Genomic DNA, 14,300 nt, shown 5'->3' on the forward strand with positions numbered 1-14,300 from the left:
CCGCGGGGCGCGCCCCCTCCAAGGAGCACTACGATGCCCAAGGCATTTTTAGTCGATACAACCCGATGCACGGCATGTCGCGGCTGTCAGCTGGCCTGCAAGGAATGGCATGACCTGCCCGCCAATGAGACCAAGCAGCGCGGTTCGCACCAGAACCCGCCGGACCTCAACCCCAACAACCTCAAAATCGTCCGCTTCAACGAGCGGATGACCAAGGAAGGCGTTGTGGTCTGGAACTTCTTCCCCGACCAGTGCCGCCACTGCATGACCCCGGTGTGCGTGGACGTGGCGGACATGGCCGTACCCGGCGCCATGATCAAGGACAAGAAGACCGGCGCAGTGCTGGCCACCGAAAAATCGGCCAAGCTCAGCCCGGCCGACGCCAAGGCGGTTGCCGAGGCCTGTCCGTACAACATCCCCCGCATCGATCCCAAGACCAGGCGCATCACCAAGTGCGACATGTGCTTCGACCGCGTGTCCGCAGGCATGCAGCCCATCTGCGTGAAGACCTGCCCCACCGGCACCATGGTCTTCGGCGAGCGCGAGGAGATACTGGCCGTGGCGCAGAAGCGCCTTGCGGTGGCCAAGGAACGCTTCCCCAAGGCCCATCTGGTGGACATGGAGGACGTGAGCGTCATCTACCTGCTGGCGGAAGAAAAAGAGCATTACTACGAGTACGCCGGTTTCATGTAGCAGGCCTGCGGGCGCCTTGCGCGCCGCGTTCACCCTCTGAAGGAGGCCCCGGCCTCCGGTTCTCGTGGAGCATTCATGGCCGCCAAACGCCAAAGTGTCGCGGATACGCTGGCTGATGTCACCGCCCGTCGTCCTGTCCTTGAACCCGTGCTGCGGGTCTTCGAACCCCTGCTTTCCGCTGGCGACGCGCTGGCCGGAAAGCTGGCGGAGACCGTGCGCAAGGCGGGCCTGCGCCTGCCGGAACTCCAGTGGGATCGTGCCCAGCAGGGGGTATCCCTGCTGGCGGGCGTTTCCCTGACCGGAGCGGCTGCCCCCATGCGCCAGGCGGCAGAAGAACTGCTGCCGCTTCTGACCACCATAGAAGCGGTGGCGCCGCACGCGGACGCCCTGCGGGCGTTCTTCCTGCGTCCGACCGAAGCCGATGACCCTCGCGATGCCCTGGCCGAGGCCGTGGTGGCGGGTCGGTCCATCGAATCCATCGCCAGGGATGGCGGCGTGGAGCCGGACGTGCTTGCGTTCGTCACCGGCTTCGTGCTGTCCCCGGTACTGCATGCCATGGTCGCCAATGCCCTGCCCGAAGACGGGGAAGCCCCCTGGGACAAGGACGGGGCATGGCAACAGGGCTACTGCCCGGTATGCGGCGCCTTTCCCACCATCGCCTGGCTGGACAAGCCCATGCTGGACGAAAAGAACGCCTATCTGGCCGGTGGCGGGGGCAAGAAGCACCTGCACTGTTCCCTGTGCGGCACCGGCTGGAAGTTCCTGCGGGGGGCCTGCCCCTCGTGCGGAAAGGAGGCCAGCGGCACCATGGAAATGCTGCGCGAAACCGAGGCCGCCCGAGGCGAACGGCTGGACTGGTGCACCAAGTGCAACAGCTATTGTCCCACCGTGGACCTGCGGGAACGCGAGGCCGTCCCCAACCTGGACGCCCTGGCCCTTGGCATGATGCATCTGGACATGGTCGCGGCACGCAAGAAGTTGCGCCCGCTCAGACCTTCCTTCTGGAATATGTATTGAACAGGAGCACCTTGATGAAATACCTGGTCATCTCCCTGTTTGCACTGACCTTGCTCGTGGCCGGTACGGCCCTGGCGGCTGACGCCGGGGATGCCGCCAAGGCCCCGAAGAAGGCCATTGAAATGAAGCACGGCACCTCCAAGCGGATGCACGTGATGTTCAACCACGCCACCCACAAGGACGTGGCGTGCGACCACTGTCACCACGACACGCCCGATCCCAAGAAACCCTACGCCACCTGCACCAACGACGACTGCCATGCCACGCCCGGCCCGCGCGAGCGTGACACCATGAGCATGTTCGTGGCGTACCATGCCAAGGACACCGACCGGTCCTGCTACGGCTGCCACAAGCAGATGGCCAAGGACCACCCCGAATTCTCGGGTTGCCGTCCCTGCCACATGAGCCCTCAGGCCAGGAAGGAAGCCGCCGCCAAGAAGAAGTAGCCTTCGCGGCGCACGCGCACCGTACGGCCCGCACCGTATGGTCACCACTGCCCACAAGCGCCGACCGGCCATCCGGTCGGCGCTTTCCGTGGTGGGCAGGGACTGCCGCCGGGCGGCGGACGAGCCTGCACGACGCATCACCGGCGACCAGGACAACGGAGCTCTGGCGGGATTCTGGCGGAACACTGGCGAGACCTCGACTGGGGGGCGACGGAACATTGGTGGGATATCGGCGAGCCATCGACTGCGCGGGCGAGCAGCGGAGCAAACGCCGGGGGCGGTCGTCAGGAACGCAAATCGGACCGGGGAAGCCGGTTTTCATTGCCCCTCGATTATGTCATTATGAACAGGTATGCTCGGATCAGCACATACCCTCGCCAGTCACGCGAACCACACAGACCGTGACCTGTCCGAAGGGCCCGCACCCTATTGGCCGCACCGGCGGCGGTTTCACCACCTACACGGAACACGCGCATGAGCACCACTCCGCTTCGCCCTGCCCCAGCCGCCGCCCCACGATCCACCGTCCGCCTGCACCTGTGGCTGGAAGAGGATGGCGAAATGGTGTTCGGCATGGGCCGGGCCATGCTGCTGCTGGCCATCGACGAACATGGTTCGCTGAAAAAGGCGGCGGAGGCCCTGGGCATGTCGTACCGCGCCGCATGGGGCAAGCTGAAGCAGACCGAAACCGCCCTGGGCCTGCGCCTGGTGGAGAAGGCGGGCAGCAACCGCGAAGGCTATAGGCTGACCGCCGCCGGGCGCGAGGCCATGGACCGCTTCCGCGCGTGGTTCGCCACCGTGGAACGATGTGCCGTGGAAAGCGCCGCCACGGTGCTGCCGTGGCCGGTCCGCCAGTTCGAAGACAAGGTGCGGGACGACAAATAGCCGTCCGAACGCCCTTCCGCTCCCGCCATTCGACCTTCCCTTTCCGGCACGCCGCTGCCCTGCGGTCCCGCTGCCGGGCTTGACGATGCCCCCTTGCTGTCGCACCTATGGGAAAGGGTCGCCGTGCCGGTCATGGTTGGCCCTGAATAGTCGTGCCCAACGGCGCCCGACGGTGTCCTCACGCCCTCTCCGGGCAGCCCCGCAGCAAGGAGCCCCATGCAGCAGTTCGTCCCCCGTGCCCTGTTCCTGTTCGCGGCAGTTTTGTGCGTCAGCCTGTTCGTGTTCATCGGCGGGCAGGTGCTGACCCTGTCCGACATGGCCGCGCGCGTCCATCCGCTGCTGGGCCACGCGGTGTTCTGGGGCGGCATGGGCGCCTACCTTGCCGCGCTGGGCTGGCTGGGGGCCAGCTGGTTTCTGCGTCCCCGCCCCCTGCTCCTGCCGCAGGACGCCACGCCCGAAGAACTACGCGACTACCTGCGCCGTCTGACCGCACGGCTGCGGAGCAATCCGCACCTGCGCGAAGGCGGCGTTGCCCATGCCACGCCCCAGGCGGCTTCCGTGGCAGCGGGGAACAGTCGTGTTTCGGGCGCTTCACCAAAGATGGCGAACGTGGCGGAAGCGTCCGAGGCCGCCGCCCTGTTGCGCGCGCTGGACGCCGCCGCCCTGCGCGAAACCAAGCGCACCGCCTCGCGCATTTTCCTTTCCACGGCGGTGGCCCGCAACGGCAGGCTGGACACCCTCATCGTGCTGGCATTGCTGGCGCGGCTGGTGTGGCGCGTCTCGTCCATTTACGACCAGCGGCCCCACCCGCGCGACATGGTGCGCCTGTACATCAACGTGGCGGGCACGGCGCTGGCGGCGGGCGCGCTGGAAGAGGCGGGGCTGGAGGAACACGTCCACGCCCTGCTCGGCCCGCTGCTCACGGCATCGCCGCTGGCCTCGGTGCCGGGGGCCTCGCACGTGGGCACCCTGCTGGCCGCCGCGCTGGTGGACGGCTCCGCCAATGCCCTGCTGGCCCTGCGGGTGGGCATCGTCACCCGCAACATGCTCTCTCCGGTGCTGCCCGGCTGTCCGGCGCGCCAGAATCCCTACCGCGAATCGGCGGCCCTGCTGGGCCGCATGACCGCCGGACTGGTGCGCGCCGTGGTCAAGGCGGCCATGAGCGGCGTGGCCCTGGGCATCCGCTCCGGCCTGGAAGGCACCGCCCGGCGCACCGCCGACGCGGTACGCAAAGGCGCGCGGGCCACCGCGCACGGGGTGGGCGGCGTGGTCCACAAGGCCGGGGACATGGCCACCTCCATGGCCAGGGCCATGCCCTTCCGGGACGATGCCCATCCGGACGACACCGAACGCGGCGACGCGATCATCCCGCCGTGCACCGGCATTCCGTCGCGCGCCCATGCCCGCCGCCCGGACGAGTCATCCGGCACCCCGGACGGCACAGCCACGCCTTCCGCCCGCAGCCGCATCCCCAATCCCCTGCGCCTGTTTCGCAAGAAAGGGGCCTGACGCCCCGCAGCAGCGCCCCCCCTTCCCCGCCCTTACTGGCCGCCCGCATCGGTTTGGCCATCGGCATCCCGCCGCCCTTCCAACGCACGGCGGCCCGCAGCGTGTGCCACGGGCCGCCCACTGTCGGAAGGGAAGACAGCGCAATGTCGTCGACGGGAATCAGAACGGAGGCAGCGGCCTGCCGGTGGGCTGCTGCTGGGTAATGCAGTGGATGCCGCCCCCGCCCCGGAAGATGTCCAGTGAGTGCACCTGCACCACCTCACGCCCGGGAAAGACCCGGCGCAGGGTTTCAAAGGCGGCCCTGTCCTGCGCATTCGGCTCGCCCGGCCCGCCGAAGGCGGACATGACGATGCCCCCGTTGGCCACGTAGAAGTTGATGTACGACAGGTCCATCCGCCTGCCGCCGTGGTCCACCCGGCTGGGCTGGTCGATGGGGATGATCTCGAACGGCCTGCCGCAGGCGTCGGTGGTCAGTTCCAGTCGGCGCAGGTTATCCTGGTACACCGAGTGGTTGTGGTCATCCGGATCGTCGCAGCGGTGCAGCAGCACCACGCCGGGCCGGGCAAAGCTGGCCACGATGTCCACGTGCCCGTGGGTGTCGTCGCCCTCCAGCCCTTCTCCCAGCCAGACCACCTTGCGCACGCCGAGGTACGCGGCAAACAGTTCCTCGAAGTCGGCCTTGGTCATGCCCGCGTTGCGGCGCGGGTCCAGCAGGCACTGCTCGGTGGTGATCAGGGTGCCCTGCCCGTCCACATGGATGGACCCGCCCTCCAGGATGAACGGCGCGGCATAGCGCCGCATGCCGAGACGTGACAGGATCAGTTGCGCCACCCCGTCGTCATGGGTGGGTTCGTCGTAGGTATGCCCCCAGGCGTTGAACAGCCAGTGCACCCCGGCAACTCCCCCCGCCCCGTCCACCAGAAAGGTGGGGCCGAAGTCGCGCATCCAGGCATCCTCGATGGGCGCGGGCAGGACGTTCACGGTGGGGCCGCACAGGGCGGCGGCAGCCTGGGCGTCTTCCGGACGGGCCAGCATGGTCACCGGCTCGAACCGGGCAATGGCCCGCGCCACGTTGGCATACGAGGCCCGCGCCGGTTCCAGGGCGTCCAGCCACAGCGGGCCGGGGCACGGCCAGGCCATCCAGCAGCCCGCGTGCGGCTCCCATTCGGCGGGCATGTGCAGCCCGTCGCAGGCGGGGGCACGCACCGGCAGCCGCATCGGCGCGAATCTTGGCGGCGTGAGTGCGGTGCGCCTCACGTCGGTATCCTCCTGTGTCATGAACATGGGCTACCCCTGATTGATCATGACGTGCTTGGTGATCTGGTAGTCGCCCACCGCCTCGCTGGACAGGTCCTTGCCGAAGCCGGACTGCTTGAAGCCGCCGTGGGGCGTTTCCGAGGTCAGCGGCAGGTGGTCGTTGATCCACACGGTGCCGAATTCCAGCGCGGCGGACACGCGCATGGCGCGGCCCACGTCGCTGGTGAAAACCGACGAGGCAAGACCGTAGACCACGTCGTTGGCAAGGCGCACGGCGTCTTCCTCGGTATCGAAGGGCAGCACGGTCAGCACCGGGCCGAACACCTCTTCCTGCACGATCTCGGCCTTCTGGTCCGCATCCACGATCACCGTGGGCTCGTAGTAGTAGCCGGCCCCCGTGGCCACGCTGGCGGGCTTGCCGCCGCACAGCACCTTGGCCCCGGCGGCGCGGGCGCGGTCCACGAAGCCGCCGACCGACGCTAGGTGCCCGGCGGACACCAGCGGGCCCATCTGGGTGGCCCCGTCAAACGGATCGCCCACCACCACGCCCTGCATGGCCGCCACCAACGCGTCGGTGACCTGCGCCAGCTTGTCGCGCTGCACGTAGACGCGGGTGGCCGCCGTGCAGTCCTGGCCGGTGTTGCAGAACGAGGCCAGCGAGGCCTTGGCGGCCACCAGGTCCACGTCGGCATCGCCGAACACCACCAGCGGGGCCTTGCCGCCCAGTTCCAGATGCACGCGCTTCAGGGTGTCCGCCGCGGTGCGCATGACCGAGCGGCCCGTTTCCGTGGCCCCGGTCAGGCTGACCATGCGGATGTCGGGATGCCTGACCAGCAGTTCACCCACGTTGCCGGTGATCACGTTGACCACCCCGTCGGGAATGCCCGCCTGCGCGGTCAGTTCCGCCAGCATCAGCGCGGTGCGCGGTGTGATGGTTGCGGGTTTCAGCACTGCCGTGCATCCGGCGGCCAGGGCGGGCCCCAGCTTCCACACCGCCATGAGCAAGGGGTAGTTCCACGGGGCGATCTGGCCCACCACCCCCACCGGCTCGCGCCGGTAGATGGAAGTGTAGCCGGACATGTATTCACCGGCATGGTGGCCGTGCGTATCGCGCACGGCGGCGGCGAAGAAGCGCAGGTTGTCCACGCAGAACGGCAGGTCGCCCCCCAGGCTGAGGAATTCGTACGGCTTGCCGGTGTCTTCCGATTCCACGCGGGCGAAGGCCTCCATGTTGGCCTCCAGCAGGTCCGCCAGCTTCCACAGCGCCTTGGAGCGCGCGCCGGGCGACAGGCGCGACCAGCGCCCGTCGTAAAAGGCGGCCTTGGCGGCGGCCACGGCCTTGTCCACGTCCGCCGCCGTGGCGGCGATGACGGTGCCCACCGTTTCGCGGGTGGCGGGGTTTTCCACGGGCAGGGTGCGCCCTTCGGCGCCTTCGGTCCACGCGCCGTCGATCCAGAGCTTCATGTCCATTGCTGGCCTCCTTTGGCGGCGTGCGTGAACCTACGCACGGATGTGGCGGAGAACGTCCTCCAGCCGGTTCAGTACCTCATCCAGAAGTTCCATGGGCGTGTTCAGGGCGGGCTCGATGCGGATGCATTCCGAGTTGGTCAGGGTGCCCGCCGTCAGCACGTTGCGGGCGAACAGCCCGGCAGCCACCTTGTAGCCCGTCTCGCCATCCAGGAAGTCCATGCCGATGAGCAGGCCCTTGCCGCGAATCTCGCGAAAGATGCCGGGGTAGCGTTCCTGCAGGTCGTGCAGCCGTTCCAGCATGTATTCGCCCTTGGCCTTGGACTGGCCGGGCAGGTCCTCGTCCAGCATCACCTCTATGCCTGCCAGGGCGGATGCGCAGGCCAGCGGGTTGCCGCCGGTGGTGGTGGTGTGCATGAACGGGTTGGGCTCCATGACCTTCCAGATTTCCGGCGTGGCCATGAACGCGGACAGGGGCACCACGCCGCCGCCAAGGGCCTTGCCGAAGCACATGATGTCCGGCTCCACGCCCCAGTGGTCCACGCCGAACACGGTGCCGGTACGCCCGAAGCCGGTCTGCACTTCGTCGGCGATCAGCAGCACGCCGTACCGGGTGCAGATCTCGCGCAGGCGGGGCCAGAAATCGTCGGGCGGCACCACGGCGCCCGCCTCGCCCTGGATGGGTTCGGCGATGACGGCGGCAATGCCCGTGCCCACGGCCTGGGCCGAGGCCAGGATGCGCTCCACCGCGTCGGCGTCGCCGAACGGCGCAAACTGCACGCCGCCCAGCAGGGGCAGCAGGGGTTCGCGGAACACCGACTTGCCCATCACCGAAAGCGCCCCCAGCGTCTTGCCGTGAAAGCCCTTGAGCATGGACACGAAGCCCGACTTGCCGGTGTAGAACTTGGCCAGCTTCAGCGCGCCCTCGATGGCCTCGGTGCCGCTGTTGGCGAAGAACCCGTACTGGATGTCGCCGGGGGTCAGCGCGGCCAGCACCTTGGCCAGTTGCGCCCGCAGGGGGTCCAGCATTTCCTGGCTGTACTGGGGCGACCGGTCGAGTTGGGCCTTCACCGCCTCGACGATGCGCGGATGGCGGATGCCGTGGCTGTACAGGCCGAAGCCGCCCAGCATGTCGATGTATTCGCGGTCCAGCGCGTCACGCAGGATGGACCCGCTGCCAACCCATTCGGTAACCGCGAAGCCGCCCGATTCCGTGACGGACTTGCGGTACTGCAGGAAGCCCTTGTTGATGTGGTTGGCGAAATTTTCCGCGGTGTCGCGGGCTATGCGTTCGCGCTCCTCACGGGTGATGGCGTCCGCCGGGCGGCGGACAATGTCCAGAATGCGGGTTGCTTCCTGCTTTGCGAGAGCGATGTCGCGGCTCATACGGCCTTCCTGTGTTGGAGTGATGGGGGCGGGGTTGCCTGATGGTCTGACGCCTCCGGCGGGCAGGGGGCCGTAGCCCCCTGCTCCCCCCTTTCGGGGTCCGCTGCGGAGCCGGAGGGACGCGCCCCCGGAAAATCGAAGTCTGTGTTGATGCGGTCTGTCGCGCGCCTTGCCGTCGTGGCGAGGGGGCCGCGTGTTGCTCCTGCCCGCGCTTGCCGTGCGGCACGCGGAGACGGAGCGTGCTGCCTACCGGGTCTTGATCATGGTCCACAACTCGTCATACAGACGGTTTTCCTTGCCCAGGTCGCGCAGCAGCTGCAGCTTGTTGATGTAGTCCTTGGGCGGATAGATGGCCGGGTTGGCGAGGTCGTCGGGGGTGATGAATTCCATGGCCGCCTTGTTGGGCGTGGGGTACTGCGTCCAGTTGGACAGGTGCGCGCCGTTCTTGGCGTCGAGCACGTAGTTGATGAACTTGTACGCCGCTTCCATGTTGGGGGCCTTGGCGGGAATGCACAGGTTGTCCACCCACATCACCGCGCCTTCGGCGGGGTTGGCGAAGCCGGAGGTGGGGTCTTCGGCCACGGCGCGCAGACCGTCGCCGTTGTAGACGATGGCGGCCACGGCGGTGCCGGCAACGACCTTGCTGCGCGCGCCAGTGCCCACTTCAAATCCTTGGAAGTACTTGCTCTTCTTCACATCCAGCATCATGTCGGCCAGGGCCTTCAGGTCTGCCGGGTCGGTGGTGTTCACGTCCTTGCCCATGTAGACAAGGGCGCTGCCCAGCATTTCACGCACCGAATCGATGAGCACGAAGGGACCGGTCTGTTTCTTCTCGTCGAACATCACGGCCCACGAGGGCGGATTGCCCGGCACCTTGGCCTTCTTGTACATCATGCCCAGGGTGCCCCACTGGTAGGCCACGCTGTAGGTGTTGCCGGCGTCGTACTTGGGGTTCACGAACAACGGGTCAAGATTCTTGATGTTCGGCACCTTGGCGTGGTCGAGCTTGGCCAGCAGGCCCAGGTTGACCATGGTGGGCAGCAGGTAGTCCGAAGGCACCACGATGTCGTACTGCGAAACGCCGCCCGCCTGGAGCTTGGCGATCATCTCTTCCATGGACTCATAGTAGTCCACGCGCACGTCGATGCCGGTTTCCTTTTCGAAATTGGGGACGAAGTCCTCCGGCATGTACTCGGACCAGATGAAGATGCGGAGTTCCTTGTCCGCGGCCATAGCCATGTTTGCGGCGAGCAGGACCATCGCCAGCGCCATGAAGAGAATCTTGCGCATGGATCACTCCTTGTTGGTTTTGCGGGTTACCCGTTCCGAGATCATGACCAGGATGACGGTGACGCAGAGCGCCAGCGTCGAAAGCGCGTGGATGTCCGGGGTCACGCCGCGCCGCACGGTGGCGTAGATGTACAGCGGCAGGGTGACCGAGGTGGGACCGGCGGTGAAGAAGCTGATGACGAAGTCGTCCAGCGAAAGGGTGAAGGCCAGCATGGCCCCGCCCACGATGCCCGGCTTCAGCAGCGGCAGCATGACGTGGCGCATGATGTAGGCGTTGTCGGCGTACAGGTCGCGCGCGGCTTCCTCTATGTCGGTGGAAATGGAGGCCAGGCGCGCGCCCACCACCAGCGCCACGAAGGACACCTGGAAGGTCACGTGGCCGATGATCATGTTCAGCATGCCCGGCTCGAACACCGAAAAGACCATGCGCAACAGGCCGAAGGCTACGGCCAGCGCGGCGGCGAAGACGATTTCCGGCGTCACCACCGGCAGGTGCAGGTTGATGTCCAGCAGGGTGTACACCCGGCGCGACCAGGGGTAGCGCTTCAGCCCGATGGCCAGCACCGTGCCCAGCACCGTGGCGATGATGGTGGACACCCCGGCCAGGAACAGGGTGTTCCACGCGGCTTCCAGAATCTGCTCGTTGGCGAACAGACGCTGGTACCACTTCAGGGTAAAGCCCTGCCAGGTCAGGCCAAAGCGCGAGGCGTTCACCGAAAACACGGCCACGGCCAGCAGCGGCACGTACAGGAACACCAGCGAGCCCACGGCGGTGAAGGGAACGATCCAGTGGAAGCGTCTCATGCCGCGCCCCCTTCCCCGCTGTGCTTGCGCTGCACGTGCAGGCCCACTAGGGTCAGCACCATCAGCGCAAGGCTTACCGCCGCGCCGAAGGGCCAGTCGCGGCTGGTGCCGAACTGCTGCTGGATCAGGTTGCCCACCAGCATGTACTTGGCCCCGCCCAACAGGTCGGGCACCACGAACATGCCCATGGCCGGTATGAAGGTAAGCGTGATGCCCACGGAAAGGCCGGGCACCGTCTGCGGCCAGATGGCATGCCAGAAGATGCGCGCGCGCCCGGCGTACAGATCTTTCGCGGCCTCCACCAGCGCCCAGTCCAGCTTTTCGACGTTGGCGTACAGCGGCATGGCCACGAAGGGCAGGAAGGTGGCCACCATGCCGAGGTACACGGCCAACGCGCTGGGATACAGGGGCGAACCGTCCGGAATGATGCCGAGCACGGCGGCGAATTTGGCGAAGGGCAGTTGCGGGGCCAGCACCAGCAGCCACGCGTAGGCCCGGATGACCAGGTTGGTCCAGAACGGAATGATGATCAGGGTCAGCCAGAAATAGCGTTTTTCCGGCGCGCGGTTGGCGATGTGAAAGCACAGCGGGTAGGCCAGCAGCACGCAGATCAGCGTGGTCCAGAAGGCCACCCACACGCTGCGGAAGAGAATCCACAGATAGTCGGCCGACCAGCCGTAGCTGCTGAAGCCCAGAAGCCGGGTGAAGTTGTCCAGCGAGAACACCCACTCGATCTGCCCGTAGTCACCGCGCGTGGTCATGCTGACCACGATCAGCAACAGGCTGGGCAGCGCGAGAAAGAGCAGTATCCACAGCATGCCCGGCGCCGCCAGGTACATGCCGCGCCGGATCAGCCGCATGCGGGTGGTGAGCTCGCCGTTCCAGACGAGATGGCGTTGGCTACTCATGCAGGGGCACCAGCGCGCCGGGCAGAAGTTCGATCCAGATCTCGTCGCCCTTGGCAATGCCCCTGCGCGGCGCGGCGCTCATGCGCAGGTTGCCGGGTTCGAGCCACACCTCCATCCTGTCACCCCGGTAGAAGGCCTCGGTCACGCGGGCGCGCAGGCCGTTCACCGCCGGGCGTTCGGGGTGGAACACGATGTTCTCGGGCCGGATGGCCAGTTCGCCCTGTGTCCACTCCGGCGGGGTATCCAGCCGCAGCAGGCCCAGTTCCGTTTCCACGCCGCCCTCGGCGCGCCGCCCGGCAATGATGTTGGCCTTGCCCAGAAAGTCGGCCACGTAGCGGTTCACCGGGCGCTCGTACAGTTCGCGCGCGGGCGCGCACTGCACCACCCTGCCCTGGCGCATCACCGCGATGCGGTCGGACACGGTCAGCGCCTCTTCCTGGTCATGGGTGACGAGGATGAAGGTCTTGCCCAGCTTCTGCTGCAACTGGCGCAGCTCGGCCTGCACGGCGTGGCGCAGCTTGGCGTCCAGCGCGGACATGGGCTCGTCAAGCAACAGCACCTCCGGCTCGTTGACCAGGGCGCGGGCCAGTGCCACGCGCTGCTTCTGGCCGCCGGAAAGCTGGCTGGGCAGGCGATCCTTCTTGTCCTCCATGTGCACCATGGCCAAGGCGGCCATGACCTTTTCCGTCACCACCGCGCCGGTCATGCGGCGCGAACGCATGCCGAAGGCCACGTTCTCGAACAGGGTCAGGTGCGGGAACAGCGCATAGCTCTGGAACACCGTGTTCACGTTGCGCTCGTTGGCGGGCAGCGTGGTCACGTTGCTGCCGGTCAGCATCACCGTGCCGGAGTCGGGCAGTTCCAGTCCGGCGACGATCCGCAACAGGGTGGTCTTGCCGCAGCCGGACGGCCCCAGCAGGGTAAAGAATTCGCCGCGCCGGGTGACCAGGTCCACGTTGTGCAGAGCTTCCACCTCGCCGTAATTCTTGTAGATGGCGTATGCCTCAAGACTCATGCGTGCTCCTTGGGTGCGGCCCATGCCGTGAGGCCATGGGAACCGTGGGAGGCCGTGGGGGGCCGTGGGGGGCCGTTCCGAACTGCGTCTTTCTCTCGTCTCCGGTCAGCCCGTGGCCGTGGCGCAAGCGGGCAGGGCCTGCCGACAGCAGAGCCCTGCCAGTTTTGCTAGCCCTTGCGGCCGAAGGCTTCGACCATGGCATCGTGCAGGATGGCCAGGCCGCGCGCCAGTTCGTCCTGCCCGATGACCAGGGGCATCAACATGCGCAGCACGTTGCCGTGGTGCCCGCAGGACAGGATGAGCAGGCCGCGTTCCGCGCAACGCGCCACGATGGCCTTGGCCTCCGCCCCGGCGGGTTCGCGGGTGGCGCGGTCGCGCACCAATTCCAGCGCCAGCATGGGGCCCATGCCGCGAATGTCGCCGATGCAGTCCATCTCGTCCGCCCACGCGGCGAAGGTGGCCCGCAAAGATTCGCCCAGGGCGCGGCCCGTTTCCAGCAGCCGCTCCTTTTCGAACACGTCCAGCACGGCCAGCCCCGCGGCGCAGGACACCGGGTTGCCGCCATAGGTGCCGCCAAGGCCGCCGGGGTCGGGTGCGTCCATCAGTTCGGCGCGACCCACCACGGCGGAAAGGGGCATGCCGCCGCCAAGGCTTTTGGCCACCAGGGTGATGTCCGCCGCCACGCCGTGCTGCTCCATGGCGAACATGGTGCCGGTGCGGCCCACCCCGGTCTGGATTTCGTCGGCGATGAACACGATGGAGTGCTTGTGGCAGATTTCCATGAGCCGCGCGAAATAGCCGGGCGGCGGCACGATGAAGCCGCCTTCGCCGGTCAGCGGTTCCACGATCAGGCAGGCCACCTGATCGGGGGAAACGTGGTCGATGAAGAAGTTTTCGAGATGGTCGGCGCAGGCCAGACCGCAATCGGGATGGGTGCGGCCCATGGGGCAGCGGTAGCAGTACGCGTACGGCATGCGGTACACTTCCGGAGCGAAGGGACCGAAGCCGCGCTTGTAGTTGTTGACCTTGCTGGTCAGGCTCATGGCCAGCAGGGTGCGGCCATGGAAACCCGTTTCGAAGGCGATGACGCCCTGCCGCCCGGTGGCGCGCCGGGCGATCTTGACGGCGTTTTCCACGGCCTCGGCGCCGCTGTTCAGGAACAGGGTCTTCTTGGGAAAGTCGCCGGGGGTCAGCGCGGCCAGCCGCTCGGCAAGGGCCACGTACGGCTCGTACATGGCGATGTGGAAGCAGGAATGCAGCAGCTTTCCGGCCTGGTCGCGCACGGCGGCCACCACGTCCGGATGGCAGTGCCCCACGTTGTTGACGCCGATGCCGCCAACGAAATCGATGTATTCACGGCCTTCAACGTCGCGGATGACCGCACCCGACGCGGATGCGGCGAAACAGTCGCAGAGGTTCCCGACCCCACGCGGGACAGCGGTGCGACGGCGTTCCAGAAGAGAAGAGGATGAGGACATGGATGGTTGCCGCCTGTTTCGCAGGATTGCCCCCGGCCAGTGCAAGGGGAATGACGCTGGAAAAGCAAGCGGCGGACCAACAAAAGAATTTCATTACACCACAGGGAGTTAGGAGAAACTAAAAATGGCGCGCAGAAGATGTTGA

General features: G+C 66.9%; 13 protein-coding genes. 5 read left to right on the plus strand and 8 right to left on the minus strand.

The window, feature by feature from the left end:
- The first annotated feature begins 33 nt into the window (after positions 1–33).
- The 5 genes from DESTE_RS03515 (at position 34) to DESTE_RS03535 (ending at position 4,550) form a co-directional block, all read left to right on the plus strand.
- A complete protein-coding gene (locus tag DESTE_RS03515; RefSeq protein ID WP_035065094.1) occupies positions 34–693 on the plus strand; it encodes a 4Fe-4S dicluster domain-containing protein in 660 nt (219 codons plus the stop codon).
- Between the two features lie 75 nt (positions 694–768).
- Complete coding sequence (locus DESTE_RS03520) at positions 769–1,710, plus strand: formate dehydrogenase accessory protein FdhE (protein ID WP_035065097.1); 942 nt, start codon at positions 769–771, stop codon at positions 1,708–1,710.
- A gap of 14 nt (positions 1,711–1,724) precedes the next feature.
- Positions 1,725–2,156, plus strand: coding sequence for a formate dehydrogenase subunit gamma cytochrome c-553 (locus DESTE_RS03525; RefSeq protein WP_035065099.1), 432 nt, complete (start codon positions 1,725–1,727; stop codon positions 2,154–2,156).
- Positions 2,157–2,630: 474 nt separating this feature from the next.
- Positions 2,631–3,041 (plus strand): winged helix-turn-helix domain-containing protein, encoded by a 411-nt coding sequence (locus DESTE_RS03530; RefSeq protein WP_051384284.1) that lies wholly within the window; start codon positions 2,631–2,633, stop codon positions 3,039–3,041.
- A 216-nt stretch (positions 3,042–3,257) separates the two neighbouring features.
- A complete protein-coding gene (locus tag DESTE_RS03535; protein WP_051384285.1) occupies positions 3,258–4,550 on the plus strand; it encodes a DUF697 domain-containing protein in 1,293 nt (430 codons plus the stop codon).
- A gap of 159 nt (positions 4,551–4,709) precedes the next feature.
- Here the strand turns inward: DESTE_RS03535 and DESTE_RS03540 are convergent, their stop codons facing one another.
- The 8 genes from DESTE_RS03540 to gabT form a co-directional block, all read right to left on the minus strand.
- Positions 4,710–5,834: an agmatine deiminase family protein gene (locus DESTE_RS03540; RefSeq protein ID WP_245590715.1), complete on the minus strand. Its 1,125-nt coding sequence runs from the start codon at positions 5,832–5,834 to the stop codon at positions 4,710–4,712.
- A 3-nt stretch (positions 5,835–5,837) separates the two neighbouring features.
- Entirely contained in the window at positions 5,838–7,277 is a 1,440-nt protein-coding gene (locus tag DESTE_RS03545; protein ID WP_035065105.1) for an aminobutyraldehyde dehydrogenase, read from the minus strand.
- Positions 7,278–7,307: 30 nt separating this feature from the next.
- Positions 7,308–8,660 (minus strand): putrescine aminotransferase, encoded by a 1,353-nt coding sequence (locus DESTE_RS03550; RefSeq protein ID WP_035065107.1) that lies wholly within the window; start codon positions 8,658–8,660, stop codon positions 7,308–7,310.
- Between the two features lie 246 nt (positions 8,661–8,906).
- The gene (locus tag DESTE_RS03555) at positions 8,907–9,950 is read right to left on the minus strand and encodes a polyamine ABC transporter substrate-binding protein (protein ID WP_035065109.1); all 1,044 of its coding nucleotides are present in this window, start codon (positions 9,948–9,950) and stop codon (positions 8,907–8,909) included.
- Between the two features lie 3 nt (positions 9,951–9,953).
- The gene (locus DESTE_RS03560) at positions 9,954–10,754 is read right to left on the minus strand and encodes an ABC transporter permease (RefSeq protein ID WP_035065112.1); all 801 of its coding nucleotides are present in this window, start codon (positions 10,752–10,754) and stop codon (positions 9,954–9,956) included.
- A complete protein-coding gene (locus tag DESTE_RS03565) occupies positions 10,751–11,662 on the minus strand; it encodes an ABC transporter permease (RefSeq protein ID WP_035065115.1) in 912 nt (303 codons plus the stop codon). The genes DESTE_RS03560 and DESTE_RS03565 overlap by 4 nt, the downstream gene beginning before the upstream one ends.
- Positions 11,655–12,677, minus strand: coding sequence for an ABC transporter ATP-binding protein (locus DESTE_RS03570; protein WP_035065118.1), 1,023 nt, complete (start codon positions 12,675–12,677; stop codon positions 11,655–11,657). Before DESTE_RS03570 ends, DESTE_RS03565 begins: the two co-directional genes overlap by 8 nt.
- A 167-nt stretch (positions 12,678–12,844) precedes the next feature.
- Positions 12,845–14,155: a 4-aminobutyrate--2-oxoglutarate transaminase gene (gabT, locus tag DESTE_RS03575; RefSeq protein ID WP_035065120.1), complete on the minus strand. Its 1,311-nt coding sequence runs from the start codon at positions 14,153–14,155 to the stop codon at positions 12,845–12,847.
- Positions 14,156–14,300 lie beyond the last annotated feature (145 nt).

Origin of the sequence: Nitratidesulfovibrio termitidis HI1 (genome assembly GCF_000504305.1) — a bacterium.
Classification (GTDB): domain Bacteria; phylum Desulfobacterota; class Desulfovibrionia; order Desulfovibrionales; family Desulfovibrionaceae; genus Cupidesulfovibrio; species Cupidesulfovibrio termitidis.

Coding starts and splice junctions, on each gene's coding strand:
- DESTE_RS03555 (WP_035065109.1), bottom strand. CDS start 9,950: ATGCGCAAGATTCTCTTCATGGCGCTGGCGATGGTCCTGCTCGCCGCA.
- DESTE_RS03535 (WP_051384285.1), top strand. CDS start 3,258: ATGCAGCAGTTCGTCCCCCGTGCCCTGTTCCTGTTCGCGGCAGTTTTG.
- DESTE_RS03560 (WP_035065112.1), bottom strand. CDS start 10,754: ATGAGACGCTTCCACTGGATCGTTCCCTTCACCGCCGTGGGCTCGCTG.
- DESTE_RS03540 (WP_245590715.1), bottom strand. CDS start 5,834: ATGTTCATGACACAGGAGGATACCGACGTGAGGCGCACCGCACTCACG.
- DESTE_RS03530 (WP_051384284.1), top strand. CDS start 2,631: ATGAGCACCACTCCGCTTCGCCCTGCCCCAGCCGCCGCCCCACGATCC.
- DESTE_RS03525 (WP_035065099.1), top strand. CDS start 1,725: ATGAAATACCTGGTCATCTCCCTGTTTGCACTGACCTTGCTCGTGGCC.
- gabT (WP_035065120.1), bottom strand. CDS start 14,155: ATGTCCTCATCCTCTTCTCTTCTGGAACGCCGTCGCACCGCTGTCCCG.
- DESTE_RS03550 (WP_035065107.1), bottom strand. CDS start 8,660: ATGAGCCGCGACATCGCTCTCGCAAAGCAGGAAGCAACCCGCATTCTG.
- DESTE_RS03545 (WP_035065105.1), bottom strand. CDS start 7,277: ATGGACATGAAGCTCTGGATCGACGGCGCGTGGACCGAAGGCGCCGAA.
- DESTE_RS03515 (WP_035065094.1), top strand. CDS start 34: ATGCCCAAGGCATTTTTAGTCGATACAACCCGATGCACGGCATGTCGC.
- DESTE_RS03565 (WP_035065115.1), bottom strand. CDS start 11,662: ATGAGTAGCCAACGCCATCTCGTCTGGAACGGCGAGCTCACCACCCGC.
- DESTE_RS03570 (WP_035065118.1), bottom strand. CDS start 12,677: ATGAGTCTTGAGGCATACGCCATCTACAAGAATTACGGCGAGGTGGAA.
- DESTE_RS03520 (WP_035065097.1), top strand. CDS start 769: ATGGCCGCCAAACGCCAAAGTGTCGCGGATACGCTGGCTGATGTCACC.